Source organism: Leifsonia sp. 1010, from assembly GCF_031455295.1.
GTDB lineage: Bacteria > Actinomycetota > Actinomycetes > Actinomycetales > Microbacteriaceae > Leifsonia.
This window is the reverse complement of record NZ_JAVDSL010000001.1, coordinates 2,017,177-2,035,154: the sequence shown is the minus strand read 5'-3', so window position 1 is coordinate 2,035,154 and position 17,978 is coordinate 2,017,177. Positions and strand designations below refer to the sequence as shown.

Below are 17,978 nucleotides of genomic sequence, written 5' to 3'. Positions count from 1 at the left end.
CGGTCTAGGCTGGCGGCATGCCGTCGCAGCCGTCACCGCAGCTGTGGCGAGGGCGCAGTCCGGCCGCAACAGTGCTCCTGATCGTGGGCCTGGTGGCCGGGATCCCCATGGCCCTGCTGTTCGGGATGCTGCTGCTCGCGCTCGGCGTGGTCGGCGGCGTCCTCGCGGCGATCGGCTGGCTGCTCTCCGTCGCGGCGGCGTGGGTCTGGTACGCGGTCCAGCGCTCGCGGCGCATCCCGTATCCCTTCGGCGCACCGCCGCCCACGACCCGGCGCAGCAGACGCGTCGCCCTCAGCGGCCTGTACCTGTCGCTCGTGCCGCGGACCGTCGGCGGCGTCGCCCGTGTCGCCGCGTGGCTGCTTTCGCCGCTCGCGCTGCTCGTGTCGTTGATCGGGATCTTCCTCCCCCGCTGGCGCGCGAAGCCCTACCTCGCGGTCTTCACGCTGCCCTCGTTGCTGCGCAAGGTCGTCAACCTCGGCCGTCGGCGCGGACTGGTGCGCGACGGCCACGACGCGGTGCTGACCGGCTACGACGACTTCCTCGGGCGTGCGTTCCCGCTCATCCGCGACGTCCTCGACTGGTGGAACGACCCGCACGCCGGCGACGACTACACGCCGACGCCCGGGTTGCCCGACGTCCCCGCAGGGCTGCTGGGACTGCCGCTCGGGCCCTCCCCCGATCCGCTCGGACAGCCGGGCATCGCCGCCGGGGCGATGCGACGGCGGTCGATCCGCTCGCTGCGGGATGTGCTCCTCAGCCAGCGCGAGATCGACGACTTGTGCGACCCGGACCTCGACGACCGTGCCGACGTGGGGACGGTGCGGATCGTGGAGGTGCCCCCGACCGGGGATTCCGGCCGACACTGGATCGTGCAGTTCGCGAGCACGAAATCCTGGCATCCGAGAGCGGGCGCGGCGCCCAACGACCTCACGGCCGACCTGCTGATCGGCGCCGGCGACGAGCCGACGGTCGCGCGCGCCGGGCTGGCGGCGATGCGGGAGGCGGGCATCCGGCCCGGCGAGCCGGTGCTGCTCGCCGGATTCAGCCTGGGTGGGATGGTCGCCGCGCAGATCGCCGCCTCAGCCGTCGCCGACGGGCTCGACGTCACGCACCTGGTGGTCGCGGGCTCGCCGCTCGGGCGGATCGCCGTGCCGCCGACGGTGAGCGTGCTGGCACTGGAGCATGTGCTCGATCCGGTTCCCCGGATCGAAGGGCGCGAGAATCCCCTCCGCGCGGAATCCGGCGCACCCTTCCTGACGGTGAAGGCGCGGCCGCCGCTGTCGCTCGGCTTCCGCATCGGAGCGCTGCACCAGTCGACGGCCTACGCGGACACGGCGGCGATGGTCGAGGCGGACCCGCCGGATCCGTCCGTCGCCCTGCTGCTCGCCGGGCTGGCGCCGTTCTTCGGGCCGGGCCAGCGCATTCACGACCGGGCAGCCGTGCGTGCGGGAGGGCTTCCGCCGCGGCCGTCGGTGCCGTTGTACCTGCACAGCACGGTCGAGGAGGGCATCACGCGCGGGACGCTGAGGCAGACCGTGCGGCGGCTGCCGGGTGTGATCGCGGTGGACGTCTACCAGTCGCGCAGCGGGTTCGCGACGACGATCCTGTGGAACGCCGACATCCTGGTCCGCGAGCTCGATCCGTGGCTGATCGCCGCCGGGCGCACCGCGGTGTACCGGGGACTGCTGTCGTTGCTCGCGCGGCGGCGTGCTGTCGGCATCCACCTGCGGCTGCAGGCGCGGTCGACGCCCGGCATCACCTGGGAGGCGACGGTGCAGCGGCTCTCGGACGGGCGCTGGCGCGAGTCGATCGACATCACGGTCGACGACCGGGCCGACCCGGATGCGGTCCGCCGCCTCTTCCCGGGCGGAACCGCCCCGGTCGTGGTCGTCCACGAACCCGACGCGTTCGACCCCATCCTCGACGTGGCCCGCCAGCGCTGACGCCGTTCGCACCGCCGCGCCCGCCCCACCCCACAGACCCCCCACGGCCCCACCGTCGAGTCCGCACTTTTTGCACGTCTCGCAGCGGTTCTGCGTGCAGTTTGTGCGTAGTCGACGGTGGGTGGGAGGGGCGGGGTCAGCGCTTGCGCTTCTCGCGGACGCGCATGTTGAGGACGATCGGGGTGCCCTCGAACCCGTAGACCTCGCGGAGCCGGCGGATGATGTACCGCCGGTAGCCCGGGTCGAGGAACCCGGTCGTGAACACCACGAATGTCGGCGGTCGGCTCGACGCCTGCGTGCCGAAGAGGATGCGCGGCTGCTTGCCGCCGCGAACCGGGTGCGGGTGCGCGGCCGTGAGCTCGGCGAGGAACGCGTTGAACTTGCCGGTCGGGATGCGGGTGTCCCACGACTCGAGCGCCAGCTCCAGGGCCGGCACGAGCTTCTCGAGGTGACGGCCGGTGCGTGCGGAGATGTTGACCCGCGGCGCCCACGAGACGTGCGCCAGATCCTGCTCGATCTCGCGCTCCAGGTAGCGTCGGCGGTCGTCGTCGAGGAGGTCCCACTTGTTGAACGCCAGCACGAGTGCGCGGCCCGACTCGAGCACGAGGTCGATGATCCGGACGTCCTGCTCGCTGATCGGCTCGCTCACGTCGAGGACGACCACGGCGACCTCCGCCTTCTCCAGCGCGGTGGATGTGCGGAGCGAGGCGTAGAAGTCGGCGCCCTGCTGCAGGTGCACGCGCCGCCGGATTCCGGCCGTGTCGACGAACCGCCAGATGCGGCCGCCGAGCTCGACCTGCTCGTCCACGGGGTCGCGCGTTGTGCCCGCGAGCTCGTTGACGACGACGCGCTCCTCCCCCGCGGTCTTGTTGAGCAGGGACGACTTGCCGACGTTGGGGCGCCCGATGATGGCGACGCGACGCGGGCCGCCGATCTCGCGCTTGGCGAAGGCGGACTCCTCAGGCAGGACCTTCAGCACTTCGTCCAAGAGGTCGGCCACGCCGCGGCCGTGCAGTGCCGACACAGGATGGGGCTCGCCGAGTCCCAGCGACCACAGCTCGGTCGCGTACGGCTCCTGGCGCGCGTCGTCCACCTTGTTGGCGGCGAGGAAGACCGGCTTGTCCGTCTTGCGCAGCAGGCGGACCACGCGCTCGTCGGTGGCGGTCGCGCCGACCGTCGCGTCCACGACGAAGAGCACGGCGTCGGCGAGGTCGATCGCGACCTCGGCCTGCGCCGCGACCGAGGCGTCGATCCCGCGGGCGTCGGGCTCCCAGCCGCCGGTGTCCACGAGGGTGAACCGGCGACCGTTCCACTCCGCCTGGTATGAGACGCGGTCGCGTGTCACACCGGGGGTGTCTTCGACGACGGCCTCACGGCGACCGAGGATGCGGTTGACGAGCGCGGACTTGCCGACGTTCGGGCGCCCCACGATCGCGAGCACCGGCAGCGCCGGCAGGTAGGTGATGCCGTCGACGTCCTCGCCTGCGACCTCGAGGATGTCGAGGTCGCTCTCGTCGAGCTCGTACTCCTCGAGACCGCTGCGCAGCGCGTTGGCGCGCTGGACCGCGAGTTCCTCGTCGAGCTCGGAAAGCCGGGTGACGAGGTCGTCGTCGCCGGTCGGCTCGTTTTCGATGTCAGACATGTGCTGCTTTCTGTACGACCTGGATGACCGCGTCGACGGTCTGGTCGAAGTCGAGGTCGGTGGAGTCGACGGTGGTCACACCGTCCGCGGCGTTCATGAAGTCGACGACACGGGCGTCGGCCTCGTCGCGTCTCCGAAGTGCCTCGCCGACGTGGGCGGCGGAATGGCCGGCCAGCTCGGCGGAACGCCTGGCCATTCTAACGGCTTCGTCGGCGGTCAGCAGGATGCGCACCGGCGCATCGGGGCAGACCACCGTCGTGATGTCGCGGCCCTCGACCACGATCCCGTCGCGGTCGGTCGTGCGGATGATGTGCCGGAACAGCCCGGTGAGGAACTCCCGGACCTCGGGGACGCGCGCGATCGCGCTGACGACGGCGGTCACCTCCGGCGTCCGGATGGCCTCGGTCACGTCGGAGTCGCCGACGAACACGTGGTACGTGTCCGGGTCGGTGCCGATCCGGTAATCGAAGTCGGGAAGGGAGTCGATCACCGCCGCGGCGTCCGTCGGGTCGACCTGCCGCTCCACGACGTACCAGCTGAGCGCACGGTAGGCGGCACCCGTGTCGAGGTATGCCCAGCCGAGCCGCTTGGCGGCCGCCTTGCTCACGCTCGACTTGCCGCTGCCGGCCGGCCCGTCGACCGCGACCACGATCGTCTCGGTCATCCGGTGATCCTCCATCCACGTTCGGTCAGGTCTTCGACGGTGCGGTGCAGCACCTCGGGCAGCACCGCGATGTCGGCGAGGCCGAAGGCCGCGCCGGGCGAGTGCTCCAGGCGCAAGTCCTCCATGTTCACGCCGAGCTCGCCGAGCTCGTGCAGCAGGCGCGCGAGTTCGCCCGGGCGGTCCTCCACCATCACCACGAAGCGCGAATATTTCCGGTCCTGGCCGTGCTTGCCCGGGAGCCGGGACACCCCGATGTTGCCGCCCGCGATCTCCTCCGCGATCGTGCGGCGGGCGCCCGCGGCGTCGACGTCGCCGAGGGCGATGAGCACGCGGTCGAGGTCGTCGCGGTAGGCGCGCAGGATCTCGACGATGGCAGGCGCGTTCGCCCCGAGGATCTGGACCCACAGCTCCGGCTCGCTCGCGGCGATGCGCGTCACGTCTCGGACGCCCTGGCCGGCGAGGGCGAGGGCCGTGTCCGGCGAGTCCGCCAGGCGCTTCGCCATGAGGGAGGAGACGAGCTGGGGCGCGTGCGAGACGAGGGCGACGGCCGCATCGTGCTCGGCCGCATCCATCTCGACCGGGGTGGCGCCGAGGTCGAGGATGAGCGCCTCCACCAGGCTCACGGCCGGTCGCGGGTTCTCGGGACGCGCGGCGACCACCCAGGGCCGGCCGATGAACAGGTCGGCGCGTGCGGACGACGGCCCACCGCGCTCCCGCCCGGCGAGCGGGTGGCCACCGACGTAGCGGGCCAGGTCGACCCCGGCCTCCTGCAGTTCGGCGAGCGGAGCGACCTTCACACTGGCGACATCGGTGACGATGGCATCGGGATGCGCGGCCAGCTCTTCCGCGACGACCTTCCCGGTGAGGTCCGGCGGCACGGCGACCACGATGAGCGCGGGCTCCGCTCCCCCGTCGTCGAGCCGGCCCGCCCCATAGTCCGCCGCCAGCCGCAGGTGCGCGGGCGACGCGTCGGCGAGCAGCACGTCGACACCCCGGGCGCGCAGCCCGAGTCCGACGGATGCGCCGAGCAGCCCCGCGCCGACGACGCGGACGGGGCCGGAGAGGCGGGCGGAGATCTCAGTCACCCGTCCACCTTAGCCAGCGCGTGCCGCCCGTTTTCGCACTCGACCGGTCTGGGAGGAGGCTCCGTCGATATCCGTCACGGATCCCCTCCGTTTTCGGCGTGCGCCCGGCGCGGCGCGGGAGAAGTCCTCCGTTCGCCACAGCTGAGGCGGGTACGCGCAAACGGAGGAGTTCCGGGCCGACACGCCGGCGCCCGAGGATGAACGGAGGTCGTGGCGGCGCGCACGCGCCGAACCTCCTCCGTTCCCGCCGAGCTGCCGCGGGGATGAGCCGGAGAGCTCAGCGGTTCTCGCGCGAGATGGTCAGCAGCTGGCCGAGTTCCGCCTTCGTGAGGTCGCGAAGCTGGCCGGACTTCAGCGTGCCGAGGTGCAGCGGCCCGAACTGCCGGCGAACGAGCTCGACGACCGGGTGCCCGACCTCGGCGAGCATCCGCCGGACGATCCGGTTGCGGCCCGAGTGCAGGGTGATCTCGACGAGCGAATCGTCACCGCGTGGGTTCGACTGCAGCAGCTTGGCCTTGTCGGCGGCGATCGGGCCGTCCTCCAGCTCGACGCCCTTCGTCAGCCGCCCGATGGTCTGCGGTGTGACGACGCCGCGCACGCGGGCGATGTACGTCTTCGTCACCCCGAACGATGGATGCGCGAGCACGTGCGCCAGTTCGCCGTCATTGGTGAGGATGAGCAGTCCGGAGGTCTCCGCATCCAGCCGGCCCACGTTGAACAGTCGCTCCGGGTAGTCCGCCGTGAAGCGCGACAGGTCGGGCCGGCCCTGCTCGTCGCGCATCGAACTCACAACGCCGACGGGCTTGTTGAGCATCACGTATCGGCGGGAGGTGTCGAGCTGCACGGCCGTGCCGTCCACCGCCACCTGATCCACCTCCGGGTCGACGCGCGTTCCGAGCTCGCGGACGACCTTCCCGTTCACCGTCACGCGGCCCGCCACGATCATGTCCTCCGACACCCGGCGCGAGGCCACACCGGCGGCCGCCATCACTTTCTGCAGGCGCTCGCCCTGCATCGACTCAGCGGACATCGCCCTCGAACCCGTCCGCACCATCCGCCAGCAGCGGCGAGATCTTGGGCAGCTCGTCGATCGAGTTGATGCCCAGCTGACTCAGCAGCAGGTCGGTGGTGCCGTAGTTGATCGCGCCGGTCTCGCTGTCGGTGAACAGCTCGGTGATCAGGCCGCGGCCGAGCAGCGTCCGCACGACCGAGTCCACGTTGACGGCTCGAATGGATGCGATGGCGCCGCGGCTGATCGGCTGCTTGTACGCGATCACCGCGAGGGTCTCCAGTGCCGCCTGCGAGAGCTTGGTGGGGTTCTGCTGCAGCACGTAGTCGGCGACGACGTGGTCGAACTCCTCGCGCACGTAGATGCGCCATCCGCCGCCCACCTCGCGCAGCTCGAAGCCGCGGCGCACACCGCCGCCCTCGCCGTCGAAGTCGGCGACGATCGTGGCGAGCGCCGCCCGGACGCGCTTCACCGGCGCGCCGACGGCCGTGGCCAGCGTTACCACGCTCATCGGCTCGTCCGCGACCATGAGGATCGCCTCGAGGGCGCGCTCGATCTGCGCGTCCTCGACCGGCGCGGGCACTTCCGTGGTGTCGGTCACCTCGGTCGTCTCGGTCGCATCCGCGACGTCCGTGTTCTCAACCGTCATAGTCGGCTCCCAGATTCGACAGGTTCTCTTCTGACCAGTGCTCGGCGGTCCACCTCAGCGTCAGCTCGCCGAGCGGCTCCAGCTGCTCGAAGGCGATCGCCGCCCGCCGGTACAGCTCCAGCACGGCGAGGAAGCGTGCGACGACGACGCCCTTCTGCTCGGCGCCGGCCACCAGCTGGCGGAAGCTCATCGGCTCGCCGTGGCGCAGCATCCCGACGACCACGGCGGCCTGCTCGCGGATGCTGACGAGCGGCGCGTGCAGGTGGTCGAGCCCGACGACCGGGACCTCGCGGGGCGTCATCGCCAGGGTGGCGAGGGCTGCGAAGTCGTCGAGGCTGAGCGTCCAGACGAGCTCCGGTGCGCGCTGGCGGAACTTGTCCTCCAGGCGCACCAACCGGGCATGGCGGGCGCCCTCGGCCTCCAGCCGCTGGGCGAACCATGCGGATGCCTCCTTGAAGGCGCGGTACTGCAGCAGCCGGGCGAAGAGGAGGTCGCGGGCCTCGAGCAGGGCGACGTCCTCCGCATCCACCAGCTCGCCCTGCGGCAGCAGACCGGCCACCTTCAGGTCGAGGAGGGTCGCCGCCACCAGCAGGAATTCGCTGGCCTCGTCGAGGCTTTCGTCGGTGTCGAGCTGGCGGAGGTAGGCGATGAACTCGTCCGTCACCCGGCTCAGCGAGATCTCGGTGATGTCGAGCTCGTGCTTGGTGATCAGCGAGAGCAGCAGGTCGAACGGGCCCTCGAAGTCACCGAGCGAGACGCGGAAACCGGACGACTCCTCGGCGGGAAGGGTCGCCGCCGGTTCGGTCGTCCCCGGATCGGTCGTCCCCGGTTCGCTCGTATCAGGCGACGGCGCCACGGAACACCAGTTCCCGCGCCAGCTGGCGGTACGCCTCCGCCGCCTGGTGCTCGGGCGCGAACTGCGTGATCGGGGTGGCCGCGACCGACGCGTCCGGGAACTTCACGGTGCGCGAGATGACCGTCTCGAGCACGCGGTCGCCGAAGGCGTCGACGACGCGCTCGAGCACCTCGCGCGAGTGCAGCGTGCGCGAGTCGTACATGGTGGCGAGGATGCCGTCCAGCTCGATCGCGGGGTTCAGCCGCTCGCGCACCTTGTCGATCGTCTCGATGAGCAGGGCGACGCCGCGGAGGGCGAAGTACTCGCACTCGAGCGGGATGAGCACGCCGTGGCTGGCGGTGAGCGCGTTGACCGTCAGGATGCCGAGCGACGGCTGGCAGTCGACGAGGATCACGTCGTAGTCGTTGGCGACCTTGCGCAGCACGCCGGCGAGGATCTGCTCGCGCGCGACCTCGTTGACGAGGTGCACCTCGGCCGCGGACAGGTCGATGTTGGCCGGGATGATGTCGAGCCCGGGCGTCGACGTCGTCTGGATCGCTCCCTGCACGTCCGCATTGCGGTTCAGCAGCAGGTCGTAGATGGTCGTCGCGTCGTGCGTGTGGGCGCCGAGGCCGGCGGACAGCGCGCCCTGCGGGTCGAAGTCGACGGCGAGGACGCGGCGGCCGTACTCGGCGAGCGACGCGCCGAGGTTGATGCTGGTCGTCGTCTTGCCGACGCCGCCCTTCTGGTTGCAGAGGGCGATGATCTTCGCCGGGCCGTGCTGCTTGAGCGGAGCGGGCACCGGGAACGCACGAAGCGGCCGACCAGTGGGTCCGGGCTTCGGAGCGATGGATGCGGCATCCATGCCCGGCAGCTCGGTCTCGACCTCGTCGTTGCGCGTCACCTGGGTGTTCCTCGTCCCTCTCGTGGCCGGTCTTTCAAGGGGACAGTCTATCCGCGCCGTGCCCCGCTTGCGGGGCGCGCGCCCGGCGGTTCGGTACGCTGGCGGCGTGCAGCCGATGCCGTCCGCCCTCGAGACCCCGCGCCTGCGTCTGCGCCCGCGCGACGGGCGCGACGCCGAGTGGAACCTCGCGCTGCTCGCCGAGCATCCCCTCGGCCGGGCTCCGGGCTCCCTGGAGGACGAGCGGGAGCGGCTGGATGCGCAGCGCGCGACGTTCGAGGAACGCGGGTTCGGGCTGTATGCGATCGAGCTCGCTTCGACGGGTGAGGCGGTCGGGTACTGCGGGCTGGTGGTCGGGCGGGCCAGCGCATCCCAGCCGGAACTCGCGTACGAGTTGCTGCGCGGGCAGGTCGGGCACGGCTACGCGACCGAGGCCGCGGCTGCTGTCGCGGACGCGGCGTTCGACGCGGGATTCCCGACCCTATGGGCGACGGTCGCGACGTGGAACGCACCCTCGTTCGGCGTGCTCCGCAAGCTCGGCTTCGCCGGGACGCGCCGCGCCGGCGGGGACGCGCGCTCCGTATTCGTGTGGCTGCGCTGCCGGGCCCCGCGCCGCCGGCATCGCACGGCTCCGTAGGCGAAGATTTGCGCCAAATCGCGGTTATCGCCGCGCTATAACCGCGATTTGCGCCAAATCTCGCGACTTCCGTCACGGGAGGGAGGGCGGCTCGAGCAGGTCAGCGCGCGCGAGGGTGGGAGGCGGTGTAGACGTCGCGGAGGGTGTCGGCGGTCACCAGCGTGTAGATCTGCGTCGTCGCGACCGACGAGTGGCCGAGCAGCTCCTGCACGACCCGCACGTCCGCTCCCCCGGCCAGCAGGTGCGTGGCGAACGAGTGCCGCAGCGTGTGCGGCGAGATCTCCAGGTCGAGCTTCGCCCGCTCCGCGGTAGCCCGGATGATGAGCCACACGTTCTGCCGCGACAGCCGCGCCCCGCGCATCCCGAGGAACAGCGCAGGAGTGGCGCGTCCCTTCGCAGAAAGCACCGGCCGGGCACGCACGAGATAGGCGGAGAGAGCGGCCTGGGCGTAGCCGCCCAGCGGCACGATGCGCTGCTTGCTGCCCTTACCGGTCAGCCGGACGACATCGGTGTCGATGACGTCGTCCACGTTGAGGTCGACCGCCTCACTGACCCGGGCGCCCGTGGCGTACATCAGCTCGAGGAGCGCCTTGTCGCGGAGAGCGGCCACGTCGTCGCCGTCCGTCGCGGCGAGCAGCGCCGCCACCTGGTCGACCGTGATCGCCTTCGGGAGGCGGCTCGGCAGCTTGGGCGGGCGCAGGTCACGGGCCGCGTCGGCCTCCACGCGCCCCTCCTCGAGCAGGAAGCGGTGGAACCCGCGGACCGTGGACAGCATCCGGGCGAGGGATGACGCCGTCAGCGGCGACTCCTCCCGCGTCCCAAGATGCACGGCGAACTCCGAGAGGGTCGCCGGGGTGACGACCGAGACATCCCCGATTCCCTGCTCCTCCAGCCAGGAGGCGTAGACGGCCAGATCACGGCGGTAGGCGGCCACGGTGTTCGCCGAGAGGCCGCGCTCGATGGCGACATGCCTCAGGAAGGCGTCGACATCGGCCGCGACGGTCATCTCTCGAGCTTGGGGTGGCTCGGCCAGGGCTCGTCCGCCGAGCCGAGCGTGGTCCAGCCGCCGTCGCGCGCGGTGCGGGCGGCGAGCAGGGCGATGATCAGCGGAGCGTTGTGGACGCGGCGCTGCAGCACGGCATGCACCGCCTCGTCGAGGGGCACCCAGCGCACCTCGATGTCGGCCTCCTCGGCCTCGCGGGCGAACTGGGAGCCGGTCGAGTGGATGCCGCGGGCCAGGTAGATCCGGATCGCCTCATCGTTGCCGCCGGGGCTCGTGAACACGTCGGCGAGCACGTTCCACTCGTCGGCCTGGAGGTCGGCCTCCTCGCCCAGCTCGCGCTTCGCGGCCTCCAGCGGGCTCTCGCCCGACATGTCGAGCAGCCCGGCCGGGATCTCCCAGTCGCGGTGGCGGACGGGGTGCCGGTACTGGCGGATCAGCAGCACGCGGCCGTCGTCATCGAGGGCGAGGATGCCGACGGCGCCGGTGTGGTCGACGTACTCCCGGGTGATCTCGTCGCCGTTGTACCGGAACACGTCCCGGCGGACGTTCCAGATCTTCCCCTCGAACACCGTCTCGGACGAGACGATCTCCGGGCGGAAGGGCTGGTCGTTCAGCTCGGCTGCTGCGGTCTCCGCTTCGACGTCCGTGTTCTCCGTCATCAGGCTTCGGCGACCATCTCGGCGTCCGCCTCGGCGACCTCGAACAGGAGGCTGGCCTTCTGGCGGTCGAGGGCGGCGCCGACGAGCCCGGCGAAGAGCGGGTGCGCGCGGTTGGGGCGCGAGCGGAGCTCGGGGTGGGCCTGCGTGCCGACGTAGAACGGGTGCACGTCGCGCGGCAGCTCGACGTACTCGACCAGGTGGCCGTCCGGCGACGTGCCCGAGAACCAGAGGCCGGCGTCGGCGATCTGCTCGCGGTAGTTGTTGTTCACCTCGTAGCGGTGGCGGTGACGCTCCGACGCCTCGTTCGAGCCGTACAGCTCCGAGACCAGCGAGCCCTCGGCGAGGTTCGCCGGGTAGAGGCCCAGGCGCATGGTGCCGCCGAGGTCGCCGCCGGCGATGATGTCCACCTGCTCTGCCATGGTGGCGATCACGGGGAACTCGGTGTCCGGGTCGAACTCCGACGACGACGCGCCGCCGAGACCGGCCTCGTGCCGGGCGTACTCGATGACCATGCACTGGAGGCCCAGGCACAGGCCGAGCGCGGGGATGCCGTTCTCACGCGCGAACCGGAGAGCGCCGACCTTGCCCTCGATGCCGCGGACGCCGAAGCCGCCCGGTACGCAGATCGCGTCGACGTCCGACAGCTGCGCCGCGGCGCCCTCGGGCGTCTGGCACTCGTCGGAGGCGATCCACTTGAGCTTCACCTTGGTGCGGTGGGCGAACCCGCCGGCGCGGAGGGCCTCGGTGACGGAGAGGTAGGCATCCGGCAGGTCGATGTACTTGCCGACCAGGCCGATGGTGACCTCGTGCTTGGGGTCGTGGACCGACTCGAGCAGGCGAGCCCAGCCGTCCCAGTCGACGTCGGCGGCCTTGTCGAGGCCCAGCTGGTCGATGATGTACGCGTCGAGGCCCTGCTCGTGCAGCATGGTCGGGATGTCGTAGATGCTCGGGACGTCGACCGCGTTGACGACGGCCTGCTCATCCACGTCGCACATCAGCGCGATCTTGCGCTTGTTGCTGTCGGACACCGGGCGGTCGCTGCGCAGGACGAGCGCGTCCGGCTGGATGCCGATGGAGCGGAGGGCGGCGACCGAGTGCTGCGTCGGCTTGGTCTTCTGCTCGCCGGACGCGTTCATGAACGGGACGAGCGAGACGTGCACGAAGAAGCAGTTCTTGCGGCCGAGCTCGTGGCGCACCTGGCGGGCCGACTCGATGAACGGCTGCGATTCGATGTCGCCGACCGTTCCGCCGATCTCGGTGATGATGACGTCGGGCGCGGGCTCGCCGTCCGGTCCCGGCTGCGCCTGCAGACGCATCCGGCGCTTGATCTCGTCGGTGATGTGCGGGATGACCTGGACGGTGTCGCCGAGGTACTCGCCGCGGCGCTCCTTCGCGATGACATTGGAGTAGATCTGTCCGGTGGTGACGTTGGCCGACTGCCCGAGGTTGATGTCGAGGAAGCGCTCGTAGTGCCCGATGTCGAGGTCCGTCTCCGCACCGTCGTCGGTGACGAAGACCTCACCGTGCTGGAACGGGTTCATCGTGCCCGGGTCCACGTTGAGATAGGGGTCGAGCTTCTGCATGACCACGCGGAGACCGCGGGCCGTCAGAAGGTTGCCGAGGGAGGCTGCCGTGAGGCCCTTCCCCAACGAAGAAACGACACCACCTGTCACGAAGATGTGCTTGGTAGTGCCGTTCGATGTGCCCGCGTCTGAATAATCCACCACGGGCTTATAGCCTATCACCCGCCGTGGCCCCGGCTGACCGTCAGCGCCGCGCGGCCGACGCCATGTCTACCAGCTCGCGGGCGTGGGCGAGGCCGCTCTCGGAGTCGGGGAGGCCGGAGAGCAGGCGGGCCATCTCGGCGATGCGCTCATCGCCGTCGAGGCGCCGCACCGACGACTCCGTCACGGCGCCGTCGCTGCCCTTGACCACGGTCAGGTGGTTGGAGGCGAACGCGGCGACCTGGGCCAGGTGCGTGACGACGATGACCTGGGCGGTCTCGGCGAGCCGCGCGAGGCGACGGCCGATCTCGATCGCGGAGGCGCCGCCGACGCCGGCGTCGACCTCGTCGAAGATGAAGGTGGGCACGGGGTCGCTTCCCGCGATGACGACCTCGATCGCCAGCATCACGCGCGACAGCTCGCCGCCCGATGCACCCTTGCCGAGCGGGCGGGGCTCGGCGCCGGGATGCGGCTGAAGCAGGATGGCGACCTGGTCGCGGCCGCTCGCGGTGTAGGCCTGCGGGTCTGCGTCGTCGCGCTGCGTCACCTCGACGACGATGCGCGCGTCGGGCATCGCCAGCGCGGAGAGCTCCTCCGTGACGGCTTCGGACAGGCGCGCGGCGGCGGCCGTGCGCTCGGCGCTCAGGCCGGCCGCGAGCTCCGCGACCAGCGCGGCGTCCGCCTCGACCTCCTGCGTGAGCTCTCCGATGCGGTCGGCGTCGCCGTCGAGCTCCAGCAGGCGCAGGCTGCCCGTCTCGAGCGTGCGGATGACGTCGTCGAGGGTCGGGCCGTACTTGCGGATCAGGATCGCGAGCTCCGAACGGCGATCCTGCACGGCCTCCAGCTCGTTCGCCCCGTCGGCGTCGAGCGTCGCGAGGTAGGTCGACAGCTGTGCCGCGATGTCGGAGATCAGGTAGTTCGCTTCTGCGACCGACTCGGCCAGCGGCTGGAGGGCGCTGTCGTGGGGTGCGACGCGTTCGAGCTGGCGGCGTGCGTTGTCGAGCAGACCCAGGGCATCCGTGCCCTCGGACTCCTCGGCACTCAGCAGCTCACGGGCGGCACCCGCGGCGAGCCGGAGGTCTTCGAGGTTGGTGAGCCGCTCGGCGCGTTCGGCCAGCTCATCGTCTTCGCAGGGCTGCGGCGCGACGGACTCGATCTCGGCCATCGCCACCCGCAGGTCCTCCGCCTCACGTGCGCGGCGATCCTGGTCGGCTATCAGCTCGTCGAGTTCGGCGCGGTTGTCGCGCCAACGGTGGAAGACCTGCTCGTACGTCGCCAGCTGCTCCGCGAACCGCGGACCGGCGAACCGGTCGAGCGCCGCCCGCTGGGCGATCGCCGAACGCAACCGGATCTGGTCGGACTGTCCGTGGACGACAACGAGCTGCTCGCCGAGTTCGGTCAGCACGGAGACGGGCGCACTGCGCCCGCCGACGACGGCTCGCGAACGGCCCTCGGCCGAGACGGAACGGCTCAGGACGAGCTCCGCCTCCGCGGTGTCGATCGGGTCGACATCGCCGCCGGCGTCGCGAACGCGCGCGACGACCTCACCCGACGACGGCACGCGCCAACGGCCCTCCACCCAGGCCTGCGGGCTCCCGAGGCGGACCGCGCCGGTGTCGGCACGCTCGCCGAGCAGCAGGCCGAGCGCCGACACCACCATGGTCTTGCCCGCGCCGGTCTCGCCGGTGATGGCCGTGAATCCCGCGCCGAGCGGGAGGGAGGCGTCGGCGATGACGCCCAGGTCTTTGATCGAGATCTCCTCGATGCCTCCGCGCGCCTCAGTCACGACCGACCGGCCCCCTCCAACCCGTCACGGGAAGGTCGAACTTGTGCACCAGACGGTCGGTGAACGGCCCGGGATGGAGCCGCGCGAGCCGCACCGGGATCGGCGAGCGCCGCACGACGACACGGGCCCCCGGCGGAAGGTCGAACGGACGGCGGCCGTCGCACCAGAGGATGCCGGCGCCGCCCGCACGGTCGAGCAGCTCGACCGCGAGCGAGGAGTCCGCATCCACCACCAGCGGGCGCGAGAACAGGGCGTGGGCGCTCAACGGCACGAGCAGCAGCGCGGCGACGCCGGGCCAGACCACCGGGCCGCCGGCGGAGAACGAGTACGCGGTCGACCCGGTCGGCGTCGACATGACGACGCCGTCGCAGCCGAAGCTCGACATGGGGCGGCCGTCGACCTCGATCACGACTTCGAGCATCCGCTCGCGGCTCGCCTTCTCGACCGTTGCCTCGTTGAGGGCCCAGCTCTCGTAGACGACCTCGCGGCCGACCTTCACGCGGGCCGACAGCGTCATGCGCTCCTCGACCTCGTAGTCCTTCTCGAGGCCGCGGGCGACCGCCGTCTCGAGGTCGTCGCGCTCGCTCTCGGCGAGGAAGCCGACGTGACCGAGGTTCACACCGAGAAGCGGAGCCGAGCAGCCGCGCACCAGTTCGGCCGCGCGCAGGATGGTGCCGTCGCCCCCGAGGACGATGACCAGCTCCAGCTCGCTCGGCGCCACGTCGTCGCCGAGCACAGCCACCGCGTCGAGCGACGGATCGGCCTCCAGCAGATCTCGTCGCTCGTCGGCGCTCAGCACCGGGACGACGCCCGCGTCGAGCAGCTGCCGGGACACCCGGACACCCGCCTCGAGGGAGTCCTGACGACCGGTGTGCGCGACGACGAGGATGTACCGCGTCGCTGCACCCATCAGTGTCACGTTCCCTCCTGTCGAAAGCCGTTCTCCCATTCTGTCTGTTTTCACGCGGAGGGCGAGGCCACGCGGCCAGGTTTGTGGAGAACGTTCACCTAGCGCGAAAGTCGGACGACCTCGTCACGCAGCCCGGACGGGTCCGGCGCCCCCGCGCGCAACCAGACCAGGAACTCGCGGTTGCCGTGCCCTCCGGCGATCGGCGACGGGATGAGGCCCGCCGTTCCGAGGCCCGCATCGTGGGCGGCCCACAGCACGTCCGAGATCGCGTCGGCCCGGAGGCCCGCGTCACGGACCACACCCTCGCGGATGCCCTGCCGCCCGACCTCGAACTGCGGCTTGATGAGCAGCAGGAAGTCGGCGCCGCGGACGGCCGTGGCCACGAGCGCCGGAAGCACCTGCGTCAGCGAGATGAACGACAGATCGGCCACCACGAGGTCCGGGCGCACGTCGTCGCCGGTCAGCCCGGCGAGCACGTCGGGAGAGAGCGAGCGGACGTTGACGCCCTCGTACGATTCCAGCCGCTCCTCCCCCGCCAGCACGGGAGACAGCTGGCCGTGACCGACGTCGACGGCGATCACGCGGGCGGCACCGCGCTCCAGGAGCACCTGTGTGAAGCCGCCGGTGGATGCGCCGGCGTCCAGTGCGACCCGACCCGCCGGGTCGACTCCGAAGCCGTCGAGGGCGGCGATCAACTTGTGGGCGCCCCGGCTGACGTAGTGGTCGGCTCCGGCGATCCGCAGCTCCTGCCCGTCGCCGACCTTCGCCGACGCGCGGACCACCGCCTGCCCGTCGACCGTGACCAGCCCCTCCGCGATCAGAGCGGCCGCGTGCGACCGCGAGCGGGCGAGGCCGCGCTCGGCCAGGGCGACGTCGAGACGCCGCTCAGTTCCGGCCATGGTCGTCGTCGCCCTCCAGGGTGCGACGGAGCTGCTCGTGGAGCTGCGCGTACGCGTCGGCGCGCGCCGCCAGCGGCTGCTCCTCGATCACATCCAGCCGGTCGACGAGGCCGCCCTCGTCGACCGATCCCTGCGGTTCATCGGACATGGCTCAACCGTACGTCAGCGTCTCACGCGACGAAGACACCCGCGAGGGTCTTCTTTCCGCGTCGCAGCACGACCATGTCGCCCGGCAGCACCGAGGAGCCGACGGGCTGCTCCGCGTCCTCGACCTTCGCGTTGTTGACGTAGACGCCCCCCTGGGCGACCGCGCGTCGCGCCTCGCCGAGGCTGGATGTCAGCCCCGTGTCGACGAGCGCCTGCGCGACCGTGGTGGACGGCTCGGTCGTGGTCGTGCTGGGAAGCTCGCGGAGGGCCGCCTCGAGCGTGGGCGCGTCGAGGTCGGCGAGGTCGCCCTGGCCGAAGAGGGCCTGGGAGGCCGCGATGGCCGCCTCGGTCGCCGCCACACCGTGCACGAGCGACGTCACCTCGAACGCCAGCCGGCGCTGCGCCTCGCGCTTGAACGGCTCGTCGGCCACCTTCTGCGCCAGCTCGTCGATCTCAGCCCTGGTCAGGAAGGTGAAGATCTTGAGCCGGTCGATCACGTCGGCATCGTCGGTGTTCAGCCAGAACTGGTACATCGCGTACGGCGTCGTCAGCGTCGGGTCGAGCCAGACGGCGTTGCCCTCGCTCTTGCCGAACTTGGTGCCGTCGCTGTTGGTGATCAGCGGTGTCCCGATGGCGTGCACATGCGCGCCCTCGATCTTGCGGATGAGCTCGGTGCCGCTGGTCAGGTTGCCCCACTGATCGCTGCCGCCGGTCTGGAGCACGCAGCCGTACTGCCGGTAGAGCTCGAGGAAGTCCATCCCCTGCAGGATCTGGTAGCTGAACTCGGTGTACGAGATGCCCTCGTCGGAGTTGAGGCGCGCGGCCACCGCATCCTTCTTGAGCATCGTGCCCACCCGGAAGTGCTTGCCGATCTCGCGCAGGAAGTCGATCGCCGACATCGGCGCCGTCCAGTCGAGGTTGTTCACGAGCCGGACGGCGTTGTCGCCCTCGTCGGACAGGAAGCGGGTGACCTGCGCCTGCAGGTAGCCGACCCACTCCGCGACGGTCTCCTTCGTGTTGAGGGTGCGCTCCGCCGTCGGACGGGGGTCGCCGATCAGCCCGGTGGATCCGCCGACCAGTCCGAGCGGCCGGTGGCCGGCGAGCTGGAGGCGCCGCATGGTGAGCAGCTGCACCAGGTTGCCGAGGTGCAGGCTCGGCGCGGTCGGGTCGAAGCCGCAGTAGTACGTGATCGGGCCGCCGGCCAGGAGCTCCTTGAGGGCGGTCTCATCCGTCGACACATGGATGAGTCCGCGCCACTTCAGCTCGTCCCAGACGTCGTCGAAGGACGCGTCGTTGGCCTGTGCGGCGAAGCCGTGCGCGCGGACGCTGTCTGCGCTGCTGCTCGGGTCGCGGGAGAGGGCGGTTTCTGACACGCGTTCAGGTTATCAGCGGGTCTTCGGGCGCACGCGGCGTGGTCGCCATCCCTCGATCAGGGCAGCAGACCTGATGTACTGGTCATCAGGCTCAGAGACCTGATACAATCAG

Annotated in this window: 17 protein-coding genes; 2 read left to right on the top strand and 15 right to left on the bottom strand. The window is 71.0% G+C overall.

The window, feature by feature from the left end:
- The first annotated feature begins 17 nt into the window (after positions 1–17).
- On the top strand, positions 18–1,943 hold the full coding sequence (locus J2Y42_RS09815) for a hypothetical protein (protein WP_309857504.1): 1,926 nt from the start codon (positions 18–20) through the stop codon (positions 1,941–1,943).
- 136 nt (positions 1,944–2,079) lie between these two features.
- On the opposite strand, the gene der is transcribed toward J2Y42_RS09815, so the two are convergent.
- From der to J2Y42_RS09780, 7 genes are all read right to left on the bottom strand, one after another.
- On the bottom strand, positions 2,080–3,585 hold the full coding sequence (gene der / locus J2Y42_RS09810) for a ribosome biogenesis GTPase Der (RefSeq protein WP_309857501.1): 1,506 nt from the start codon (positions 3,583–3,585) through the stop codon (positions 2,080–2,082).
- Entirely contained in the window at positions 3,578–4,249 is a 672-nt protein-coding gene (gene cmk / locus J2Y42_RS09805; RefSeq protein ID WP_309857498.1) for a (d)CMP kinase, read from the bottom strand. Before cmk ends, der begins: the two co-directional genes overlap by 8 nt.
- Positions 4,246–5,334, bottom strand: coding sequence for a prephenate dehydrogenase (locus J2Y42_RS09800; RefSeq protein WP_309857495.1), 1,089 nt, complete (start codon positions 5,332–5,334; stop codon positions 4,246–4,248). The genes cmk and J2Y42_RS09800 overlap by 4 nt, the downstream gene beginning before the upstream one ends.
- Positions 5,335–5,611: 277 nt before the next feature.
- Positions 5,612–6,364 carry a pseudouridine synthase gene (locus tag J2Y42_RS09795; protein ID WP_309857492.1) on the bottom strand — a complete coding sequence of 251 codons (753 nt, stop codon included), beginning with the start codon at positions 6,362–6,364 and terminating at the stop codon, positions 5,612–5,614.
- Positions 6,354–6,992, bottom strand: a complete 639-nt coding sequence (scpB, locus tag J2Y42_RS09790) for an SMC-Scp complex subunit ScpB (RefSeq protein ID WP_018190190.1) — start codon at positions 6,990–6,992, stop codon at positions 6,354–6,356. The genes J2Y42_RS09795 and scpB overlap by 11 nt, the downstream gene beginning before the upstream one ends.
- Positions 6,982–7,848 carry a ScpA family protein gene (locus J2Y42_RS09785; RefSeq protein ID WP_309857488.1) on the bottom strand — a complete coding sequence of 289 codons (867 nt, stop codon included), beginning with the start codon at positions 7,846–7,848 and terminating at the stop codon, positions 6,982–6,984. The genes scpB and J2Y42_RS09785 overlap by 11 nt, the downstream gene beginning before the upstream one ends.
- The gene (locus J2Y42_RS09780) at positions 7,832–8,731 is read right to left on the bottom strand and encodes a ParA family protein (protein ID WP_309857486.1); all 900 of its coding nucleotides are present in this window, start codon (positions 8,729–8,731) and stop codon (positions 7,832–7,834) included. The genes J2Y42_RS09785 and J2Y42_RS09780 overlap by 17 nt, the downstream gene beginning before the upstream one ends.
- 115 nt (positions 8,732–8,846) lie before the next feature.
- Here J2Y42_RS09780 and J2Y42_RS09775 point away from each other — a divergent pair, with 115 nt between their 5' ends.
- Positions 8,847–9,365 carry a GNAT family N-acetyltransferase gene (locus tag J2Y42_RS09775; protein WP_309858101.1) on the top strand — a complete coding sequence of 173 codons (519 nt, stop codon included), beginning with the start codon at positions 8,847–8,849 and terminating at the stop codon, positions 9,363–9,365.
- 100 nt (positions 9,366–9,465) lie between these two features.
- Here the strand turns inward: J2Y42_RS09775 and xerD are convergent, their stop codons facing one another.
- The 8 genes from xerD to tyrS form a co-directional block, all read right to left on the bottom strand.
- On the bottom strand, positions 9,466–10,371 hold the full coding sequence (xerD, locus tag J2Y42_RS09770; protein ID WP_309857483.1) for a site-specific tyrosine recombinase XerD: 906 nt from the start codon (positions 10,369–10,371) through the stop codon (positions 9,466–9,468).
- Positions 10,368–11,027 carry an NUDIX hydrolase gene (locus J2Y42_RS09765; protein WP_309857480.1) on the bottom strand — a complete coding sequence of 220 codons (660 nt, stop codon included), beginning with the start codon at positions 11,025–11,027 and terminating at the stop codon, positions 10,368–10,370. Before J2Y42_RS09765 ends, xerD begins: the two co-directional genes overlap by 4 nt.
- Positions 11,027–12,754 (bottom strand): CTP synthase, encoded by a 1,728-nt coding sequence (locus J2Y42_RS09760; protein ID WP_081626597.1) that lies wholly within the window; start codon positions 12,752–12,754, stop codon positions 11,027–11,029. The genes J2Y42_RS09765 and J2Y42_RS09760 overlap by 1 nt, the downstream gene beginning before the upstream one ends.
- 40 nt (positions 12,755–12,794) lie before the next feature.
- Positions 12,795–14,537: a DNA repair protein RecN gene (gene recN, locus J2Y42_RS09755; protein WP_309857476.1), complete on the bottom strand. Its 1,743-nt coding sequence runs from the start codon at positions 14,535–14,537 to the stop codon at positions 12,795–12,797.
- Entirely contained in the window at positions 14,530–15,447 is a 918-nt protein-coding gene (locus tag J2Y42_RS09750) for an NAD kinase (protein ID WP_018190182.1), read from the bottom strand. The genes recN and J2Y42_RS09750 overlap by 8 nt, the downstream gene beginning before the upstream one ends.
- Positions 15,448–15,545: 98 nt before the next feature.
- Positions 15,546–16,346: a TlyA family RNA methyltransferase gene (locus J2Y42_RS09745; RefSeq protein ID WP_309857473.1), complete on the bottom strand. Its 801-nt coding sequence runs from the start codon at positions 16,344–16,346 to the stop codon at positions 15,546–15,548.
- Positions 16,333–16,494, bottom strand: a complete 162-nt coding sequence (locus tag J2Y42_RS09740) for a hypothetical protein (protein WP_309857470.1) — start codon at positions 16,492–16,494, stop codon at positions 16,333–16,335. Before J2Y42_RS09740 ends, J2Y42_RS09745 begins: the two co-directional genes overlap by 14 nt.
- Before the next feature lie 22 nt (positions 16,495–16,516).
- On the bottom strand, positions 16,517–17,755 hold the full coding sequence (gene tyrS / locus J2Y42_RS09735; RefSeq protein ID WP_309858097.1) for a tyrosine--tRNA ligase: 1,239 nt from the start codon (positions 17,753–17,755) through the stop codon (positions 16,517–16,519).
- Positions 17,756–17,978 lie beyond the last annotated feature (223 nt).

Bases quoted from the DNA above. Each gene is read 5' to 3' on its own strand.
- J2Y42_RS09815 (WP_309857504.1), top strand. From the start codon at position 18: ATGCCGTCGCAGCCGTCACCGCAGCTGTGGCGAGGGCGCAGTCCGGCC.
- der (WP_309857501.1), bottom strand. From the start codon at position 3,585: ATGTCTGACATCGAAAACGAGCCGACCGGCGACGACGACCTCGTCACC.
- cmk (WP_309857498.1), bottom strand. From the start codon at position 4,249: ATGACCGAGACGATCGTGGTCGCGGTCGACGGGCCGGCCGGCAGCGGC.
- J2Y42_RS09795 (WP_309857492.1), bottom strand. From the start codon at position 6,364: ATGTCCGCTGAGTCGATGCAGGGCGAGCGCCTGCAGAAAGTGATGGCG.
- scpB (WP_018190190.1), bottom strand. From the start codon at position 6,992: ATGACGGTTGAGAACACGGACGTCGCGGATGCGACCGAGACGACCGAG.
- J2Y42_RS09775 (WP_309858101.1), top strand. From the start codon at position 8,847: ATGCCGTCCGCCCTCGAGACCCCGCGCCTGCGTCTGCGCCCGCGCGAC.
- xerD (WP_309857483.1), bottom strand. From the start codon at position 10,371: ATGACCGTCGCGGCCGATGTCGACGCCTTCCTGAGGCATGTCGCCATC.
- J2Y42_RS09765 (WP_309857480.1), bottom strand. From the start codon at position 11,027: ATGACGGAGAACACGGACGTCGAAGCGGAGACCGCAGCAGCCGAGCTG.
- J2Y42_RS09750 (WP_018190182.1), bottom strand. From the start codon at position 15,447: ATGGGTGCAGCGACGCGGTACATCCTCGTCGTCGCGCACACCGGTCGT.
- J2Y42_RS09745 (WP_309857473.1), bottom strand. From the start codon at position 16,346: ATGGCCGGAACTGAGCGGCGTCTCGACGTCGCCCTGGCCGAGCGCGGC.
- J2Y42_RS09740 (WP_309857470.1), bottom strand. From the start codon at position 16,494: ATGTCCGATGAACCGCAGGGATCGGTCGACGAGGGCGGCCTCGTCGAC.